Source organism: Streptomyces sp. NPDC003635, from assembly GCF_053587635.1.
In genome coordinates, this window is the sequence record NZ_JBSFOK010000063.1 from 22,835 (window position 1) to 39,044 (window position 16,210).

Consider the following 16,210-nt stretch of genomic DNA (forward strand, 5'->3'; position numbering starts at 1 on the left):
GTCAGCGCTTCAGAGCCGCCAGGAAGTCCGCGGACGGCACGAAGAACAGTGATCCGGTGACCGCTCGGGAGTAGTCCAGGAGCGGGTCGGGTCCGGCGCCCTGGGAGCCCAGGAACATCCTGGTCAGCATCGTCTCGATCACGTCGGCTGTACGGGCGTAGGCGATGAAGTACGTGCCGAACTCCCCGTGGCCGGGCCTGCCGAAGGGCATGGCGGCGCGCAGGATCTCCAAGGGCTCGCCGTCCGGTCCGGTGATGGTGTTGAGGTCGGCGTGGGAGCCGGGGGCGTCGAGTTCGAGGTTGGTCAGCTTGGCGCGGCCGATGATCTTCTCCTGGGCCTCGACCGCGAGGGCCTCCCAGGCGTCCAGGTCGTGCAGGTACTTCTGCACCATCGCGTAGCTGCCGCCGCGGAACGCCGGGTCCTCGTCGCCGGTCAGCGCGGCCTCGGCGGCGGCCCGGCCGACCGGGTTCTCGGTACCGTCGACGAACCCGAGGAGATTGCGGGCGTCGGGGTGGGAGAACGCCTGCACCTCGTCCTGGACGCTGATCGCGCCGCGCAGGCTTCGCACGATCTCCTTGGCGAGGGTGAAGCACAGGTCCGGCCGCGCGGCCCGGAGGTGGAAGAGCAGGTCGCCGGGGGTGGACACGGCTCGGTGCCGGTCGCCCGCCAGCTCGGGGAAGGGGTGCAGCCCGGCGGGTTTCCGGCCGCCGAAGAGCCGGTCCCAGGCGGCCGATCCGACTCCCGCGACACAGGTCGGTCCGGCGCCCGCGTGCGGGAAGCCGATGGAGCGGACCAACCCCGCGAGGCCGTTGAGCAGTTCGCGTACCGCGCCCTCGCCGCCGGGCTCGACGGTGGCGACCAGGAACAGGGCGCTCGGGGCGGGTAATGCCACCACTGGCTGCGGTTCGACCGACGACGGCATGGGACCCCTCCCGGCAACACCCGAACGCGCACCCGCCAAAACCCGAATGCGCACAAGAGTACGACCCTGGAATCATCCTGGCATGCAGCTCAGCCTGGAATCGCTGGTCGTCCGTCACACCCACCGCCTCCCCCGCCCCGCCGGTTCAGCGGGGCAAGGGGCCGTCGCCGCGCGGCAGTTCGACGCCGCGCTGATGTCCGTGGGCTTCAAACTGTCGGCGGACCTGCTGGAGCACCTGTCGGGGCTGGCGGCGGACGCGGTCGTCACCACCGCCGGGCACGCCCTGGCCACGGTCCGGGAGATGGTCGGCGACCATGTCCGGCACAACGTGTACTTCGTCGACTTCCCGGCGAACGTGCCGGACACCCTCGACTTCTGGCGGGACTGCATCGTCCGCGCCCTCGCCGACGAGTCCGTACGACCCGGGATCCTCGCCCAGCTGAGCACCGGAGTGGTCAACCTGCTCACGCTGCCGTCGTACGGCCGCTACCAGCACTCGTACGAGGAGATGCTCGCCGCGCACGAGGAGCTGCTCGCCGCCACCGGTGACCGGGTGACCGTGCTGCACCTGGGCGGCGCGCTCGAGGACGAGGTCCACCACCTGTATCTGGCCCTCGCCGGTTCCGCCACCCCGCTGGGCGACCAGCACCTCGCCGACCTCGCGGTCCTGGCCGGGATCTGCGCCGACCGGCCGCAGCCCGAGGCGATCCCGGTGCGGGAGAACCGCGCCGTGGTCAACCGGGCCCGGCTGGCGGCGGGGGCCGCGCCGTTGCTGGACACGGTCACCGACGTGCTGCGGCTGGCGTGCGCGCTGTCGGACGGTGACGTCACCCTCCAGACGCCGACCCGGTTCCGGGCGCTGTCGCGTCCGGTGCGCCGCGTCCTGCTCGCGGGCCTGGACTCCGTCGTCGCGGCGGCGCCCGGCAAGCTCGCCGACGTACCCGTGCACCGCGAGGCGTTCAAGCGGCTCGGCGAGCGGCTGCACCCGCACGAGTACCCGCGGTGGCCGCATGCCGCGGAGGTGTTCGCGGTCGCGCGCGGCGAGCGCAAGGCGCCGTCCTTCGACGGCCGGCTGGAGGAACTGCTCGGCGACGGTGACGTCACCGGTGCCGCGCTGCTGCTCAAGGACGCGCCGGGTCGGCTGTTCCGGTCCCTGGACCGGCTGCTGCGACTGTGCCGTACGCAGGAGGAACGGGACCGCGTCGTGGCCGCCGCCGTCGAGGCGGCGCCGCAGGTCTCCGGGCGGGTCGTGCTGTCGGTGCGTGAGCATCTGCACAACCGGGCCGACGGCGGCGAGCAGCGGCGCGTGTTCATCAACCGGCTCGGGCGGGCCTGGGTGACCGATGACCGCCGCGCGGGCGTCCCCGAGGCCGAACGGGCCCGTCTGGTAGAGGCCTTGGACGACGAGATCCGCCGCCGGCTGCCGCGGCCGGGGCGGTTGCTGGTCGATCCCGATGTCCTGGACGTGGCGCTGCCGCTCAGCGGACGGGCCACGGCCGCCGGGCTCGGGGTGCTGCCCCGCGGTTCCCTCTCGCCGGTCGAGGGCGAGCTGCTGCGGTTCTTCGTGTACTGGAAGCAGCGGCGGCGGGACACCGACTACGACCTGTCGGCGCTGATGCTGGACGCCGACTACCGGACGGTCTGCTGGTTGTCGTACACCAATCTCGCCGAGTTGGACGGCGAGCACTCGGGAGACATCACCGAAGCGCCGCAGGGGGCCTCGGAGTTCATCAACATCCGGCTGGGGGCCGTGCGCGGGACCTTCGTCGTGCCGCAGGTCAACCTCTACTCCGGGGAGGGCTTCGAGGAGGTCGAGGAGTCGTTCTTCGGGTTCATGCTGCGCGAGGGCGAGCAGAAGGGGCGGCCGTTCGAGCCCCGGACCGTGCGGATGAAGTCGGAACTGCGCGGTCCCGGCCGGGTGGCGCTGCCGCTCGCCTTCCTGCGCGGGGAGGACGGCCGTTGGCGTGCGAAGTGGCTGCATCTGTACCTGAAGGGCACGCCGTCGGCCAACCGGGTCGAGGGCAACCGGGTGTCGGTGGCGACGCTGCTGCGCGGGATCGTGGAGCGCGAGCAGTTGACGGTCCGTCACCTGGTGGAGCTGATGGGCGGTGCCGAAGTGGCCCTGTGGGACGGGCAGAAGGTTCCGGACGGGCCGGTCACCTACATCGGACTCCAGCGTCCCGAGGGGCTGCACCCGGACTCGCGGATCGTGACGCTCGAAAATCTGCGCGACCTGATCCCTGAGTGACTGGTAGCGTGAGCCGTGGCGAGGCCATGAAGGGGCTTCCTTCTACCTCCGCGAGAGCGGATTCACTGAACTAGTCCCTTCGCTCTCCTCGCCCTCAGCCGAAACCGGCCGTCCCGCCACCGCGCGGGACGGCCGGTTCGCTGTTCAGCTGTCGTAATCGACGGTGAGGGTCTCCGAGACCGGGTACGACTGGCAGGTCAGCACATACCCCGCCTCGACCTCGTTGTCCTCGAGGGCGAAGTTGCGGCGCATGTCGGCCTTGCCGTCCGTGACCAGCGCGCGGCAGGTGCCGCAGACGCCACCCTTGCAGGCGAACGGCAGGTCGGGGCGGGTGCGTTGGGCGCCGTCGAGGATGGTGCGCTCCCTCGGCAGGGCCGAGGTGGTGGAGCGGCCGTCGAGGACGAGGGTGACCTGGCTGACGGGTCCGGTCGGGCCGGACTCCGTGTGGTGCACCTCGCGGACGGGTTCGTCGTCGGCGTAGAACAGCTCCTGGTGGACGCGGTCGGCGGGGACGCCGAGTTCGTCCAGCACGCGCTGGGCGTCGCGGACCATGCCGTGCGGGCCGCACAGCCACCAGTGGTCGGCGGTCCGCACATCGACCAGGCCGTCGATGAGCGCCGCCAGCCGCTCGGCGTCGAGGCGGCCCGAGAGCACCTCGGCCTCGCGGGGTTCGCGGGACAGGACGTGGGCGAGCTGGAAGCGGCTCGGGTACAGGTCCTTCAGGTCGGCCAGCTCGTCGGCGAACATCACCGTGCCGCTGCGGCGGTTGCCGTAGAAGAGGGTGACCCGGGAGCGGGAGTCGGCGGCGAGGACGGACTCGGCGATGGACAGCATCGGGGTGATGCCGGAGCCGGCGGCGAGCAGTACATGGTGGCCGTGGGCGGTCAGGTCGGGGGTGAAGTTGCCGGTGGGGGCCATCACCTCGACGGTGTCGCCGGGGCGTACCTCGTTGACCAGCCAGGAGGAGAACAGACCGCCCGGCACCACCCGGACACCGATGCGCGGGTCCGTACCGGCGGGCGTGCAGATGGAGTACGAGCGGCGCTCGTCCCGGCCGTCGATCTCGCGCCGCAGGGTCAGCGACTGGCCGGGCGCGAAGGCGAACTCCTCGGCCAGCTCGGGCGGGATCTCGAAGCCGACGGCGGCGGCGTCCTCGCACAGCGGCTGCACGGCGGCCACCCGCAGCGGATGGAAGACGGGGCGGCGGCGCGGGCGCGGCTTCACGGCCTCGGCGGGGGCGGTCGGGGCCATCAGATCTCCTTGACGTACTCGAACGGCTCGCGGCAGGCGCGGCAGCGCCAGAGCGCCTTGCAGGAGGTGGCGGCGAACCGGGAGGTCTCCTCGGTGTCCGCCGACCCGCAGCGTGGGCAGGCCACCTCGCGCCGGGCGGGCGACAGTGTGAGCGGCACCGGACCCGCCGCTCGGCGCGGCGCCGCACCGGGCGGGGCGATGCCGTGCTCGGCGAGTTTGCGGCGGCCTTCCGGGGTGATCCAGTCGCTGGTCCACGGGGGGTTCAGGACGGTCCGGATCTCCACGCGCGCGTATCCCGCGTCCCGGAGCCGGGCGGCGACGTCCGCGCGCATCTCGGCCATGGCGGGGCAGCCGGAGTAGGTCGGGGTGAGGTCGGCGACGACCGTGCCGTCCTCGGTGAGCGTCACCGCGCGCAGGACGCCGAGGTCGGCGAGGGTCAGCATGGGCAGCTCGGGGTCCGGCACCCGCTCGGCGATCTCCCGCGCGTGCCGTACGTCGAGCTGGAGGGTCACCATGTCGCCCCCGGGTGGGCGCGGGCCACGCTCTGCAGCTCCTCCAGCAGCGGGGCGAGGTGCTCGGTGTGCTCGCCCTCGCGGCCGGAGCCGGGGGACGGGCGGTACACCGGCATGGGCAGCCCGGCCTCCTCGGTCACCTGGCGCAGTACGCCGACGACCTCGGTGCGTACGTCGCAGGCGGTGAACAGCTCCCCCAGGTACGGGCCGACCTGCTCGACGGCCTTGCGCATCCGGCGGTGCGACTCCTCGGTGCCGTCGCCGAGGCGGACCGCCCACTCGGCGGCGTACTGCCGGTGGTAGGTCAGTTCCTTGACACCCTTGGCGGCGACGGCGGAGAGCACCGGGTCGGGGTGGGAGACCAGCCGCTCGAAGTGGGCGAGCCGCCAGCTGGACAGCACCAGCAGCCGCACGATGGAGAACGCGAAGTCGCCGATGGGGAGTTCGGCGAGCCGGACGTTGCGGAAGTCGGCCGCGTCGCGGAAGTAGGCGTAGGCGTCCTCGTCGCGGCCGGTGCCGTCGGCCTGTCCGGCGCGGGAGTACAGCAGCCGGGCCTGGCCGAGCAGGTCGAGGCCGATGTTGGCGAGCGCGACCTCCTCCTCCAGCTCGGGGGCGCGGGTGATCCACTCGGCGAGGCGCTGGGCGCTCACCAGGGCGTCGTCGGCCAGCGCCACGCACGTCGCGGCGAGTTCACCGGCGTCCACGCCGTCCGGCACGGTGGTGTCGACGCCGTGCAGGGGGTCCTCGAAGCCGGTGCCGTAGGCCCAGCGGGTGTCGTCCTCGTGGCCCTCGGCGAGGGTCATGTAGACGTGGTCCTCACTCATCCCCGGCTCCTAAATGTGCGGGACATCGTCGGGGATGTCGTAGAAGGTCGGGTGGCGGTAGACCTTGTCCGCGCTGGGCGCGAAGAAGGGGTCCTTCTCGTCGCGGGTGGAGGCGGCGATGTGCTCGGAGCGCACCACCCAGATCGACACTCCCTCGTTGCGCCGGGTGTACAGGTCGCGGGCGTGGGTGAGGGCCATCGCGTCGTCGGCTGCGTGCAGCGAGCCCACGTGGACGTGGTTCAGGCCGCGCTTGCCGCGCACGAACACCTCGTACAGAGGCCAGTCGGTGTTGCTCATGCCGCCGGTTCCTTCCGGGCCCGCTTGGCCGCGTGGGCGGTGGCCGCCTCGCGCACCCAGGCGCCTTCCTCGTGGGCGCTCCTGCGCCGTTCCATCCGCTGGGCGTTGCACGGTCCGCCGCCCTTGATGACCCGCATCAGCTCGTCCCAGTCCGGGGTGCCGAAGTCGTGCCGGCCTCGCTCGGCGTTCCACTTCAGCTCTGGGTCGGGCAGCGTGACGCCGAGCTTCTCGGCCTGCGGGACGGTCATGTCGACGAAGCGCTGGCGCAGTTCGTCGTTGCTGTGCCGCTTGATCTTCCAGGCCATCGACTGGGCCGAGTTGGGGGAGGCGTCGTCGGGCGGGCCGAACATCATCAGCGACGGCCACCACCAGCGGTCCACCGCGTCCTGCACCATCGCCCGCTGGCCCTCGGTGCCGCGCATCATCGTCATCAGCAGTTCGTAGCCCTGCCGCTGGTGGAAGGACTCCTCCTTGCAGATCCGCACCATCGCGCGCGCGTAGGGGCCGTAGGAGCTGCGGCACAGCGGGACCTGGTTGCAGATCGCGGCGCCGTCGACGAACCAGCCGATGACGCCGACGTCGGCGAAGCTCAGCGTCGGGTAGTTGAAGATCGACGAGTACTTCTGGCGGCCCTCGATGAGCCGGTCGGTGAGGTCCGCGCGGTCCGCGCCGAGGGTCTCGGCGGCCGAGTACAGGTACAGCCCGTGTCCGGCCTCGTCCTGCACCTTGGCGAACAGGATGGCCTTGCGGCGCAGCGACGGCGCGCGGCTGATCCACTCCCCCTCGGGCTGCATGCCGATGATCTCCGAGTGCGCGTGCTGCGCGATCTGCCGGACCAGCGTCTTGCGGTAGCCCTCGGGCATCCAGTCGCGCGGCTCGATGCGCTGGTCGCGCGCGATCGTCGCGTCGAAGTGCTCCTGGAGCGCCTCCGGGGGCTCCGGGGGCACGGCCTCGGCGAGGTGTGTCGTGGTCATCTCCACCAGCTTCCCAACCGACCATTCGTTCGGTATTCAGTGTGACGTGTTTCCGCGCCTCCGGCAAGACCCTCGGAGGCCGGGAACGGACCCTTGACAGTCCTACGCCCCGGCTGATTGTTTGACCCTGCCGAATGCAGACCGAATGGTCGGTTGGGACAGGAGGTGGCGGAGATGACCACGACGCACCCCGCGGCGGCGATGTTCGCCGCGGACCAGGCTTCCCGGGGTCTCGGGATCGAGCTGCTGGAGCACGGCGAGGGGACGGCCGCGCTGCGCATGACCGTGACCGCGGCGATGGTGAACGGCCACGGCATCGCCCACGGCGGATACGTCTTCCTGCTCGCCGACACCGCCTTCGCCTGCGCGTGCAACAGCCACGGCCCGGTGACCGTCGCCGCGGGCGCCGACATCACCTTCGTCGCCCCGGCGCACGAGGGCGACGTGCTCGTGGCCCGCGCCCAGGAGCGCACCCGGTTCGGCCGTAGCGGCATCTACGACGTGAGCGTCCTGCGGGGCGACGAAATCGTCGCGGAGTTCCGCGGACGCAGCCGCAGCATCGGCAGTACGACGACACACGCGCCGAAGGAGTCGCGATGAGCAACCTGGGCGAGCCCCTCCCCCACGAACTGCTGGACCCAGCCGAGCAGTTGACCCGTGAGCAGCTCAGGGAGCTCCAACTCGACCGCCTCCGCGCGACGTTGCGGCACGCCTACGACCATGTGGAGCTCTACCGCAGGAAGTTCGACGAGGCCGGAGTCACCCCGGACGACTGCCGCACCCTGGAGGACCTCGCCCGGTTCCCCTTCACCACCAAGGCCGACCTCCGGGACACCTACCCGTTCGGCATGTTCGCCGTCCCCATGGACCAGGTCCGCCGGGTGCACGCCTCCAGCGGCACCACCGGCCGGCCCACGGTCGTCGGCTACACCGAGAACGACCTGTCGATGTGGTCGGACGTGGTCGCCCGCTCGATCCGGGCCGCCGGCGGCCGTCCCGGCCACAAGGTGCACGTCTCCTACGGCTACGGCCTGTTCACCGGCGGACTCGGCGCCCACTACGGCGCCGAACGCGCCGGCTGCACGGTGATCCCCGCCTCCGGCGGGATGACGGCCCGGCAGGTGCAGATCATCCAGGACTTCCGGCCCGAGATCATCATGGTCACCCCGTCCTACATGCTCACCCTGCTCGACGAGTTCGAGAAGCAGGGCGTCGATCCGCGCGACAGCTCTCTTCAGGTCGGCGTCTTCGGCGCCGAGCCGTGGACGGAGGAGATGCGCCGCGAGATCGAGGAGCGCGCCGGGATCCACGCCGTGGACATATACGGGCTCTCCGAGGTGATCGGTCCGGGTGTGGCGCAGGAGTGCGTGGAGACCAAGGACGGACTGCACATCTGGGAGGACCACTTCTACCCGGAGATCGTCGACCCGCTCACCGACGAGATCATGGCCGAGGGCGAGGAGGGCGAGGTCGTCTTCACCTCACTCACCAAGGAGGCGCTGCCGATCGTCCGGTACCGCACCCGCGACCTGACCCGGCTGCTCCCGGGCACCGCCCGGCCCGCCTTCCGCCGGATGCAGAAGGTGACCGGCCGCAGCGACGACATGATCATCCTGCGCGGGGTGAACGTCTTCCCGACCCAGATCGAGGAGATCGTGCTGCGCACCCCGGCCGTCGCCCCGCACTTCCAGATCCGGCTCAGCCGGCACGGCCGGATGGACCACATGACCGTCCGCGTCGAGGCCCGCCCCGACGCCGGGCCCGAGCAGCGCGCGGCGGCCGCCGGGGCCATCGCCCAGGGCGTGAAGGACGGCGTCGGGGTCAGCGTCGAGGTGGAGATCGTCGAGCCGGAGACGCTGGAGCGCTCGCTCGGCAAGCTCAAGCGGGTCAAGGACCTGCGCAAGGAGTAACGGGTCAGCGCCCGCGCACGCTGCCCGCCGTCCGACCGGTGCGCTCGCGGATCGTCGCAGTCCAGCTGCCCGGCTCGGGGTCGACGGCCACCTGTCCCGCTTGGGCCGACAGCGTCAGTCGGCGGCACCGGCCTGTCCTCGCCGGCGCGCCGGATGACGAAGCTCTTGCCCTTGGCCCTCGGCCCGTTTCGCCCGTTGCCGATCTACGCGTCGAGCCGTCCGAGGTGTTCCACGTTCCGTCGGTCCTCGGCGTCCTGGCTGGCCTCGGCCGCGAACCAGGCGTCGAGGATCTCCTTCAGCAAGGGCTCGGACGTCAGCCGCAGGCTGAGGGCGAGCACATTGGCGTCGTTCCAGCGGCGCGCGCCGTCCGCCGTGCAGGCGTCCACGCACAGCGCCGCCCGGACCCCGGCCACCTTGTTCGCGGCAATGGAGGCGCCGGTGCCGGTCCAGCAGCAGACCACGGCCTGGTCGGCCCTGCCGTCGGCGACCTCGCGGGCGGCTGCCTCGGAACAGACGGCCCACTGGGGGTCGTCGCCCGGCCGCAGCGCCCCGTGCGCCACGGTCTCGTGGCCGCGCCGCTCCAGCTCCGCGAGGAGGAAGCGGGCGACGGGTTCGTCCATGTCGGAGGAGACGGAGATCCGCATGTCCGCAGCCTACTCAGCACTCCGCCGGGTGACCTGCGTCACGTCCTGTCACAGGGTTAGGCCGTGCGGTGTCTTGAGGCCGAACCCCTGGAGCGGAGGAGACACCATGAGCGAGAACCAGCAGGTCGTCGTGGTCGGCGGCGGATACGCGGGCGTCATGGCGGCGAACCGGCTGACGCAGCGCGACGACGTGACCGTGACCCTGATCAATCCCCGCCCGACCTTCGTCCCCCGGCTCCGCCTGCACCAGCTGGTCGGCGGTGAGCAGGACGTGGTGCTCGACTACGGCGAGCTGCTGGCCGAGCGGGTGAGCCTGGTGGTCGACAGCGTGGAGCGGATCGACGCGGCCGGGCGGCACGTGGAGCTCACCGGCGGCAGCGCCCTGCGCTACGACTACCTGGTCTACGCCGTGGGCAGCGGCAGCGCCGATCCACAGCTCCCCGGGGCGGCCGAGTTCGCCCACCCCGTCGCCACCCTGGAGGCGGCGGGGAGGCTGCGGTCGATCCTCGACGACACGCCCACGACGGCCCCGGTGACCGTGATCGGCGCGGGGCCGACCGGCATCGAGACCGCCGCCGAGCTGGCCGAGCGGGGCCGCCGGGTCACCCTGGTCTGCGGCGGACCGCTCGGCGCGTACCTCCATCCCAAGGCCCGCCGTACGGCCGCCAAGCGGCTCACCCGGCTCGGGGCGACCGTGCTCGACGGCCCCGGCACGAAGGTGACGGCCGTGACCCGCGACGCCGTACGGCTCACCGACGGCCGCGAGCTGCCCAGTACGGTGACGATCTGGACCGCCGGCTTCGGCGTGCCCGATCTGGCCGCGCGCAGTGGGCTGAGCACCGACGCGGCGGGCCGCCTCCGCACGGACGAGACGCTCACCAGCGTCGATGACGAGCGCGTCGTCGCGGCGGGCGACTCCTCCGCCCCGTCGGACCTCCCCTTCCGGATGAGCGCCTACGTGGCGGGCTGCCTCGGCGCGCACGCCGCCGACACCGTGCTCCACCGCCTCGCGGGACGGTCGCCCGAGCCGGTCGACATGTCCTTCAACGCCATGTGCATCAGCCTGGGCCGCCGCGCCGGCATCTTCCAGCTCGCGCACAAGGACGACACCGCGCGGCGGCTCTACGTCCCCGGGCGGGCCGGCGCGCGGCTCAAGGAGATGACGTACACCTTCAGTGTCAAGCACCTGGTGAACGAGGCCCGCAAGCCCGGCTCGCACCACTGGCCCAAGGGCGAGTACCGCCGACAGCTGCTGCGGGCCGCTCAGCGCTCGACGAACCCGCCCGGCCTCCCGGTGAGCTGACGCAGGGCGACCGAGAGCCACACCAGGACGGCACCGACGACGACGTGCAGGGCGATGGTGAGCGGGGAGTCCGGCAGCGCGGTCAGGAAAGCGAACACCGGCAGGACGACGGCGTATCCCCAGGACGGGATCCTGGGGAAGACGCGGGCACGGACCAGCGCCGCCCCGAACGCGGCGCAGCCCGCGGCGAAGACGGCCGCCGAGCCGATGAGCACGGGGACCGTGGGGCCGGTCAGGGTCTCCTCGATGACCTCGTCGTCGAAGTAGAAAAGGACGAGGTTCGAGGCGAACGCGGCACCGCCGAACAGGCCGAGGCCGATGACGTTCACGGTGTGGGCCGTGTCCGCGAAGCGGCCGGTGGCGGCGCCCTGCGCCAGATGCAGGGCGCCGAGCAGCGGCAGGGCGAAGGCGGGGGACACGGCCAGCACACAACTGGTCGCGGAGGTTTCGCCGGTGAACGCCTCGACCAGCGCGGACAGGGCGATGAGCACACCGGAGAGCGCCCCGCACAGCGCGCCCTGTCGGAGGCGGGGCGCGGACGGCGGGGCGGAGGTGGAGACAGCGGTCATGGGGCCAACTCCTGAGTCGAGTACGGCTGTTCGGGCAGCCAGCTTGGGCTCCGACCGGGCAGCGACAGGAGATGAGGAGCGGCGACATCCCAGCGCCGGACGTCACCGACCGCCGGGCGGCCCGTGCCGTTCGGCATGTGTCGTCCGGCACGGTCCGCCGGCGGCCTCGGCGGCCTAGTCTGGCGGCAAGGGGGTGCGCATGACGGCGTATGTGCCTGTGCGGTGGGTGGCGCCGCTGCTGTACGGCGCGGTGCTCGTCGGCGGTCTGTACCAGGCGGTGGCCGTCTCCGCTCCCTCGATCCCGCGGACGGCCGGCTTCGTCACCGCGACTGCGGCGCTGTTCGCCCTGGAAGCCGCGGCGGTCCGCCGACCCGTGCCCCGGCTTCCACTGCTCCTGACCCGCCTCGCGCTGATCGGCTCGGTCGTGGCACTGGACGCCTCGGGGCTGTCCCAAGTCCTCTTCGTCCTGCTGCCGTTCACCGCATACTTCGCGTACGGCCGCACAGCCGCCCTCGCCCTGGCCGCGCTGTGTCCGGCCGCACTGATCACCACGTGGGCGCTGACCTCCCCCGGCTGGCACCGCGACCTGGAGCGTGTGTCCGACCTGCTCATGCTGTGTGTGGGTCTGATCCTGGCGCTGGCCATGGCCGCCGTGGCCGTCGGCGAGCAGCGTGCCCGGCTCGCCGCCCAGGAGTCCGCGGCGCGGGTCGCGGAGCTGTCCGCCGCCGCCGAGCGCAACCGGCTGGCGCGGGATCTCCACGACAGCCTGGGGCACCATCTCACCGCGATCTCCGTGCAGTTGGAGATGGCCGCGGAGTTCAGGACGCTGGATCCGGAGGTCGCCGGTCGGGCCATGGCCGAGGCGCGCCGGTCGGCGAAGCTCGCCCTGGGCGACGTACGGCAGTCGGTCCGCGTACTGCGCGGCGCCCCGGCACGCCCGAGGCTCGCCGTCGTGCTCGCCGACCTCGCGGGGGACGGCGGGGTGCCGCCCCGGGTCACGGTCGAGGTGAAGGGTGACGAGGACGGCTACGGCACCGCCGAGTTGACCGCTCTGTACCGGGCGGCCCAGGAGGGGCTGACCAACGCGCGCCGCCATGCCGGTGCCTCCCGGGTGAGCGTGACGCTCCATCTGGCGCGGGACGAAGCGCGGCTGGTGGTCGCCGACGACGGCTGCGGGTTCGCGCCGGACCGGGCGACCGGCGGGTTCGGCCTGCTCGGGATGCGGGAGCGGGTCCAACTGGTGGCGGGGAGCGTGCGCGTCGACAGCGGTCCGGGCGCCGGGACCCGGCTGACGGTGACCGTGCCGCGCGGCGGAGGGGCCACGTCATGAGCGGGGAACCGGAGGAGCCGGTACGGGTGTTGGTGGTCGACGACCAGCGGCTGATCCGCGACGGCATCGCCTCCCTGCTGTCCCTGCGGCCGGGCATCGCGGTGGTCGGAACGGCCGCGGACGGCCGGGAAGCGGTGACCGTGGCGCTCGAACTGCGGCCCGACGTCGTGCTGATGGACGTACGGATGCCGGAGCTCGACGGCGTCGCGGCGGTCGCCGTGCTGCGCGAGCGGGCGCCGGAGTGCCGGGTGGTGATGCTGACGACCTTCGACGACGAGGAGTACGTCGTGCGGGCGTTGCGGGCCGGGGCGAGCGGGTATCTCCTCAAGGACCTGCCGGCCGAGGAACTCGCGCGGGCGGTACGGCTGGTGCACGCCGGCGTCACCCAGCTGGAGTCGTCGGTGGCCCGCCGCCTCACCGAGGCTCTGCCCTCCCCCGGTCCGGCGGCCCCTGCGGCCCCCACCGACACGGCCGACCTGACCCCGCGTGAGATCGACATCCTGCGGCTGGTGGCCCATGGCCACACCAACCGGGAGATCGCCGCGCGGCTGTTCCTGAGCGAGGGCACGGTCAAGAACCACATCTCCCGCATCCTCACCCGACTGTCCCTGCGCGATCGCACCCAGGCCGCGCTGCGGGCCAGGGACCTCGGTCTGCTGTGAGGGTTCCGGGCCGGCGGACCCTCGTTCGGGCGTCCCGGGGTCGCGGCACACCACCGGCCGGCCGGACGCTTGGCATATGCCGACCGCAACCGCCCGCAGTACGACCCTGGCCCTCGGCAAAGGGGGCGCCTCGCTCGTGGACCTGCTCGTCGACGTACCCGAGGTCCGGGTCGTCGTCACCGGGCCCCGCATGCTGTACGACCACCTGAGCCTGCTGACGACCCTGACCGCGGCCGACGGCTGCACCGCGCACCGCCTGAAGGAGCTCGCCGACAGCCTTGAGGCCTCGGTCCACTGCGGGGCGGTCGGAGTCCGCCCGGTGGAGATCGAGGTCGCGCCGTACCGGGCCGGAGTCCTGCTCCGGATCGGGCTCGGCCCCGCGAACATGTACCTGAGCGAGCTGGTCCTGACCACCCGGACGGGAGAGACCTTCCGGGAGCTGCTGACCCGGCTCCTGACGGACGATCCCGACCGCTCCTTCTTCGCCGGTCTGCACGGCGTCGCGGCCACCGGCCATCTCGAGCACCATCACTCGCCCGTCGGCGGCACGCACGACCACGGGGGCGGCCATGGACATCCGTAGGAGTGCCGTGGACCTCACCGTCCAGGAGCGCGACCGGTTCCTGGAGGCCCTCGTCCGGCTCAAGCACCGGCCCGCACCCGCCGGTCCCCCGGGGACGAGCGTCTACGACCAGTTCGTCGCCCTGCACCGCGCGGTGATGGTGGTCCGGCCACCGGGAACTCCGGCCGGGACGACCGTCAACTTCGCGCACTGGAACATCGGGTTCTGCGCCTGGCACCGCCAGTACGTCCGGCGGTTCGAGAGGGCGCTTCAGTCCGAGATCCCCGGTGTCACCGTCCCCTACTGGGACTGGACGGATCACCCGGGCGCCGTCGCCGAGCTGTTCACCGGCGACTTCCTCGGCTCCCTGGGCTCGGGCTCGCCGGCACCGCTGACCGACAGCGTGTTCCGCGACCCCGTTCCCCCGGCGGAGCGGCCGGTCTGGTGGCCGACGGATCTGCCGGGAGCGACGGGATTCCCCGTCCACCCGCTGCTGGCGGACTCCTTCGGTACGTCCCTGGCCCGGGCGGACGCGGGCGCGCAGTGGCCGCCCGGGCGGGCGCACATCGCCCTGCTGGAACGGTTCGCCCCCGAGCAGCCGGGGGTGCACCCCTTCTGGCACTTCTGGACCGCGCTGGAAGAGGGTTTCTCCGCCCTGGACGAGAACGGCTCCCCGGTGTTCGTACCGGCCCACAACAGCGGTCACAACTTCATCGGCGGCCACATGTCCCGGGGCTTCTCCCCCAACGACCCCGTCTTCTGGCTCCATCACGCCAACGTGGACCGGGTATGGGCGAACTGGCAGTCCCGCCGGCTGGCCGTCGTGCCCGGCTCCAAACCGCGCGACCACTATCCGCCGCCGGCCCAGCTCTCGCCGTTCGACCTCGAGCCGGCACCGCCCGGACACCGCCTCCTGGACCCGATGTGGCCCTGGGTGGGTGGCGCGACGGGGTACGACACGCTGGTCGACGCCCAGGTGAAGCAGCTCCTGCCGGACTTCTCCGCCGAGGACCCGGTCAGCGTGGAGGACGTGCTCGACACCGAGACGGTCGACGCCGTGGGCTATCGCTACGCACCCCCCTCGGTCTGACGTCCCCGCAGGATCATCAGCGTGGTCTCCCAGTCGGCCGCGCGCGGGCGGTTGTGCGGCAGCCTGCCCAGGACGGCCGCCATGCCGCAGGTGTTGGTGAGCGCGGAGAAGACCAGACCTGCGGCGATGCCCGCCGCGAGCAACTGCCAGGCCGGGTGGAGAACGGCGCCGAGGAGCAGCCCCAGGAGCACGAGCGCGCCCGCCGTGAACCGCACCTGGCGTTCCATGGCCCACCCGGGGCGGGCGGCCTCCGGACGCCGGACTTCGTTGCCCCCGGCCGCCCAGGCGCCGGTGCCCCCCGCGAGCGTGGCGGCGGCGATGCCTTCGGCGGCCAGGATCCGGCAGGCGTTCTCGGAGCGGTTCCCCGAGGCGCACACCATGAGCAGCTCGCCCGCCTGCCGCAGCTCGGGCAGGGCGGCGCGGAGCCGGTCGAGCGGGAGGTTGAGAGCGCCGGGCAGATGGCCGGAGGCGTATTCGCCAGGGGTCCGTACATCGAGGACGGTGACCTCGTGCAGCCGGGCGCGGGCCTGGGCGACGGTCAGGACTACAGGCGTGAGGGGTGCGGTCATGGCAGATGTGATCCTTGGTGTTCGACGTCGTCCCGAAGCGGGACGTAGAGTACCCCTAGGGGTATTTCTGGAGGAGTGATCGTGGAACTGGACCTCGCGGGTGCCGACCTCAAGGCCGTGCTGAACCGGCTGCGCCGGGCGCAGGGCCAGATCTCCGGTGTGATCCGGATGATCGAGGAGGGCCGGGACTGCGAGGAGGTCGTGATGCAGCTCGCCGCCGCGTCACGCGCCCTGGACCGGGCGGGCTTCGCGATCATCGCCACGGGCCTGCAGCAGTGCGTGAGCGACATCGAGGCCGGCCGCAGCTCCGGCGAGGACGCCGAGCAGATGCGGGCGCGACTGGAGAAGCTGTTCCTGTCGCTGGCGTAAGGGCGGGTGCGCGGCGGTCGCGGCCAATCCCGGCCGAAGGCGCGAGCGCAGGCCCGCAGGCATCGCGGCCGGTCCCGGTCGAAGGCGTGAGCGCAGGCCCGCAGGCATCGCGGCCGGTCCCGGTCCTCGTCCAGCGCGTCCAGGGACAGGTACGGGTTGAGGTCCTCCAGTTCC

General features: G+C 72.3%; 18 protein-coding genes. 9 read left to right on the plus strand and 9 right to left on the minus strand.

The window, feature by feature from the left end; translation table 11 throughout:
* Nucleotide 1: 1 nt before the first annotated feature.
* Entirely contained in the window at nucleotides 2-922 is a 921-nt protein-coding gene (locus ACWDRW_RS36380) for a Dyp-type peroxidase (RefSeq protein WP_451731564.1), read from the minus strand.
* A gap of 82 nt (nucleotides 923-1,004) precedes the next feature.
* Here ACWDRW_RS36380 and ACWDRW_RS36385 point away from each other — a divergent pair, with 82 nt between their 5' ends.
* Nucleotides 1,005-3,170 carry a TerD family protein gene (locus tag ACWDRW_RS36385; protein ID WP_451731567.1) on the plus strand — a complete coding sequence of 722 codons (2,166 nt, stop codon included), beginning with the start codon at nucleotides 1,005-1,007 and terminating at the stop codon, nucleotides 3,168-3,170.
* A gap of 144 nt (nucleotides 3,171-3,314) precedes the next feature.
* On the opposite strand, the gene paaE is transcribed toward ACWDRW_RS36385, so the two are convergent.
* Genes paaE through paaA form a run of 5 tightly spaced genes read right to left on the minus strand, consistent with a single transcriptional unit; the run spans nucleotide 3,315 to nucleotide 7,028 of the window.
* Nucleotides 3,315-4,421, minus strand: coding sequence for a 1,2-phenylacetyl-CoA epoxidase subunit PaaE (gene paaE, locus ACWDRW_RS36390; RefSeq protein WP_451731570.1), 1,107 nt, complete (start codon nucleotides 4,419-4,421; stop codon nucleotides 3,315-3,317).
* Nucleotides 4,421-4,936: a 1,2-phenylacetyl-CoA epoxidase subunit PaaD gene (gene paaD, locus ACWDRW_RS36395; RefSeq protein ID WP_451731573.1), complete on the minus strand. Its 516-nt coding sequence runs from the start codon at nucleotides 4,934-4,936 to the stop codon at nucleotides 4,421-4,423. The genes paaE and paaD overlap by 1 nt, the downstream gene beginning before the upstream one ends.
* Nucleotides 4,930-5,757 carry a 1,2-phenylacetyl-CoA epoxidase subunit PaaC gene (paaC, locus tag ACWDRW_RS36400; protein WP_451731575.1) on the minus strand — a complete coding sequence of 276 codons (828 nt, stop codon included), beginning with the start codon at nucleotides 5,755-5,757 and terminating at the stop codon, nucleotides 4,930-4,932. Before paaC ends, paaD begins: the two co-directional genes overlap by 7 nt.
* 9 nt (nucleotides 5,758-5,766) lie before the next feature.
* A complete protein-coding gene (paaB, locus tag ACWDRW_RS36405) occupies nucleotides 5,767-6,054 on the minus strand; it encodes a 1,2-phenylacetyl-CoA epoxidase subunit PaaB (protein WP_363160444.1) in 288 nt (95 codons plus the stop codon).
* On the minus strand, nucleotides 6,051-7,028 hold the full coding sequence (gene paaA, locus ACWDRW_RS36410) for a 1,2-phenylacetyl-CoA epoxidase subunit PaaA (protein WP_451731578.1): 978 nt from the start codon (nucleotides 7,026-7,028) through the stop codon (nucleotides 6,051-6,053). Before paaA ends, paaB begins: the two co-directional genes overlap by 4 nt.
* 174 nt (nucleotides 7,029-7,202) lie before the next feature.
* Between paaA and paaI the strand changes: the two genes are divergently transcribed.
* Both paaI and paaK read left to right on the plus strand, forming a co-directional pair.
* The gene (gene paaI / locus ACWDRW_RS36415; protein WP_451731580.1) at nucleotides 7,203-7,628 is read left to right on the plus strand and encodes a hydroxyphenylacetyl-CoA thioesterase PaaI; all 426 of its coding nucleotides are present in this window, start codon (nucleotides 7,203-7,205) and stop codon (nucleotides 7,626-7,628) included.
* Nucleotides 7,625-8,938 carry a phenylacetate--CoA ligase PaaK gene (gene paaK / locus ACWDRW_RS36420; protein ID WP_451731583.1) on the plus strand — a complete coding sequence of 438 codons (1,314 nt, stop codon included), beginning with the start codon at nucleotides 7,625-7,627 and terminating at the stop codon, nucleotides 8,936-8,938. The genes paaI and paaK overlap by 4 nt, the downstream gene beginning before the upstream one ends.
* A 203-nt stretch (nucleotides 8,939-9,141) precedes the next feature.
* Here paaK and ACWDRW_RS36425 read toward each other — a convergent pair whose 3' ends face one another.
* The gene (locus ACWDRW_RS36425; RefSeq protein WP_451731586.1) at nucleotides 9,142-9,582 is read right to left on the minus strand and encodes an RpiB/LacA/LacB family sugar-phosphate isomerase; all 441 of its coding nucleotides are present in this window, start codon (nucleotides 9,580-9,582) and stop codon (nucleotides 9,142-9,144) included.
* A 106-nt stretch (nucleotides 9,583-9,688) separates the two neighbouring features.
* Between ACWDRW_RS36425 and ACWDRW_RS36430 the strand changes: the two genes are divergently transcribed.
* Nucleotides 9,689-10,885 (plus strand): NAD(P)/FAD-dependent oxidoreductase, encoded by a 1,197-nt coding sequence (locus ACWDRW_RS36430; RefSeq protein ID WP_451731589.1) that lies wholly within the window; start codon nucleotides 9,689-9,691, stop codon nucleotides 10,883-10,885.
* Here ACWDRW_RS36430 and ACWDRW_RS36435 read toward each other — a convergent pair.
* The gene (locus tag ACWDRW_RS36435; RefSeq protein WP_451731592.1) at nucleotides 10,846-11,454 is read right to left on the minus strand and encodes a hypothetical protein; all 609 of its coding nucleotides are present in this window, start codon (nucleotides 11,452-11,454) and stop codon (nucleotides 10,846-10,848) included. The genes ACWDRW_RS36430 and ACWDRW_RS36435 overlap by 40 nt on opposite strands.
* Before the next feature lie 199 nt (nucleotides 11,455-11,653).
* Here ACWDRW_RS36435 and ACWDRW_RS36440 point away from each other — a divergent pair, with 199 nt between their 5' ends.
* The 4 genes from ACWDRW_RS36440 to ACWDRW_RS36455 all read left to right on the plus strand — a co-directional run bounded on the left by ACWDRW_RS36440 (nucleotide 11,654) and on the right by ACWDRW_RS36455 (nucleotide 15,098).
* Nucleotides 11,654-12,784 carry a sensor histidine kinase gene (locus ACWDRW_RS36440; RefSeq protein WP_451731595.1) on the plus strand — a complete coding sequence of 377 codons (1,131 nt, stop codon included), beginning with the start codon at nucleotides 11,654-11,656 and terminating at the stop codon, nucleotides 12,782-12,784.
* Nucleotides 12,781-13,446 carry a response regulator gene (locus ACWDRW_RS36445; RefSeq protein WP_451731597.1) on the plus strand — a complete coding sequence of 222 codons (666 nt, stop codon included), beginning with the start codon at nucleotides 12,781-12,783 and terminating at the stop codon, nucleotides 13,444-13,446. The genes ACWDRW_RS36440 and ACWDRW_RS36445 overlap by 4 nt, the downstream gene beginning before the upstream one ends.
* A 76-nt stretch (nucleotides 13,447-13,522) precedes the next feature.
* Nucleotides 13,523-14,029: a hypothetical protein gene (locus tag ACWDRW_RS36450; protein WP_451731600.1), complete on the plus strand. Its 507-nt coding sequence runs from the start codon at nucleotides 13,523-13,525 to the stop codon at nucleotides 14,027-14,029.
* Entirely contained in the window at nucleotides 14,016-15,098 is a 1,083-nt protein-coding gene (locus tag ACWDRW_RS36455) for a tyrosinase family protein (RefSeq protein ID WP_451731603.1), read from the plus strand. The genes ACWDRW_RS36450 and ACWDRW_RS36455 overlap by 14 nt, the downstream gene beginning before the upstream one ends.
* On the opposite strand, the gene ACWDRW_RS36460 is transcribed toward ACWDRW_RS36455, so the two are convergent.
* Complete coding sequence (locus ACWDRW_RS36460) at nucleotides 15,077-15,667, minus strand: rhodanese-like domain-containing protein (RefSeq protein ID WP_451731605.1); 591 nt, start codon at nucleotides 15,665-15,667, stop codon at nucleotides 15,077-15,079. The two genes, ACWDRW_RS36455 and ACWDRW_RS36460, sit on opposite strands and share 22 nt — an antisense overlap.
* An 81-nt stretch (nucleotides 15,668-15,748) precedes the next feature.
* Here ACWDRW_RS36460 and ACWDRW_RS36465 point away from each other — a divergent pair, with 81 nt between their 5' ends.
* On the plus strand, nucleotides 15,749-16,036 hold the full coding sequence (locus tag ACWDRW_RS36465) for a metal-sensitive transcriptional regulator (protein WP_451731608.1): 288 nt from the start codon (nucleotides 15,749-15,751) through the stop codon (nucleotides 16,034-16,036).
* Nucleotides 16,037-16,210 lie beyond the last annotated feature (174 nt).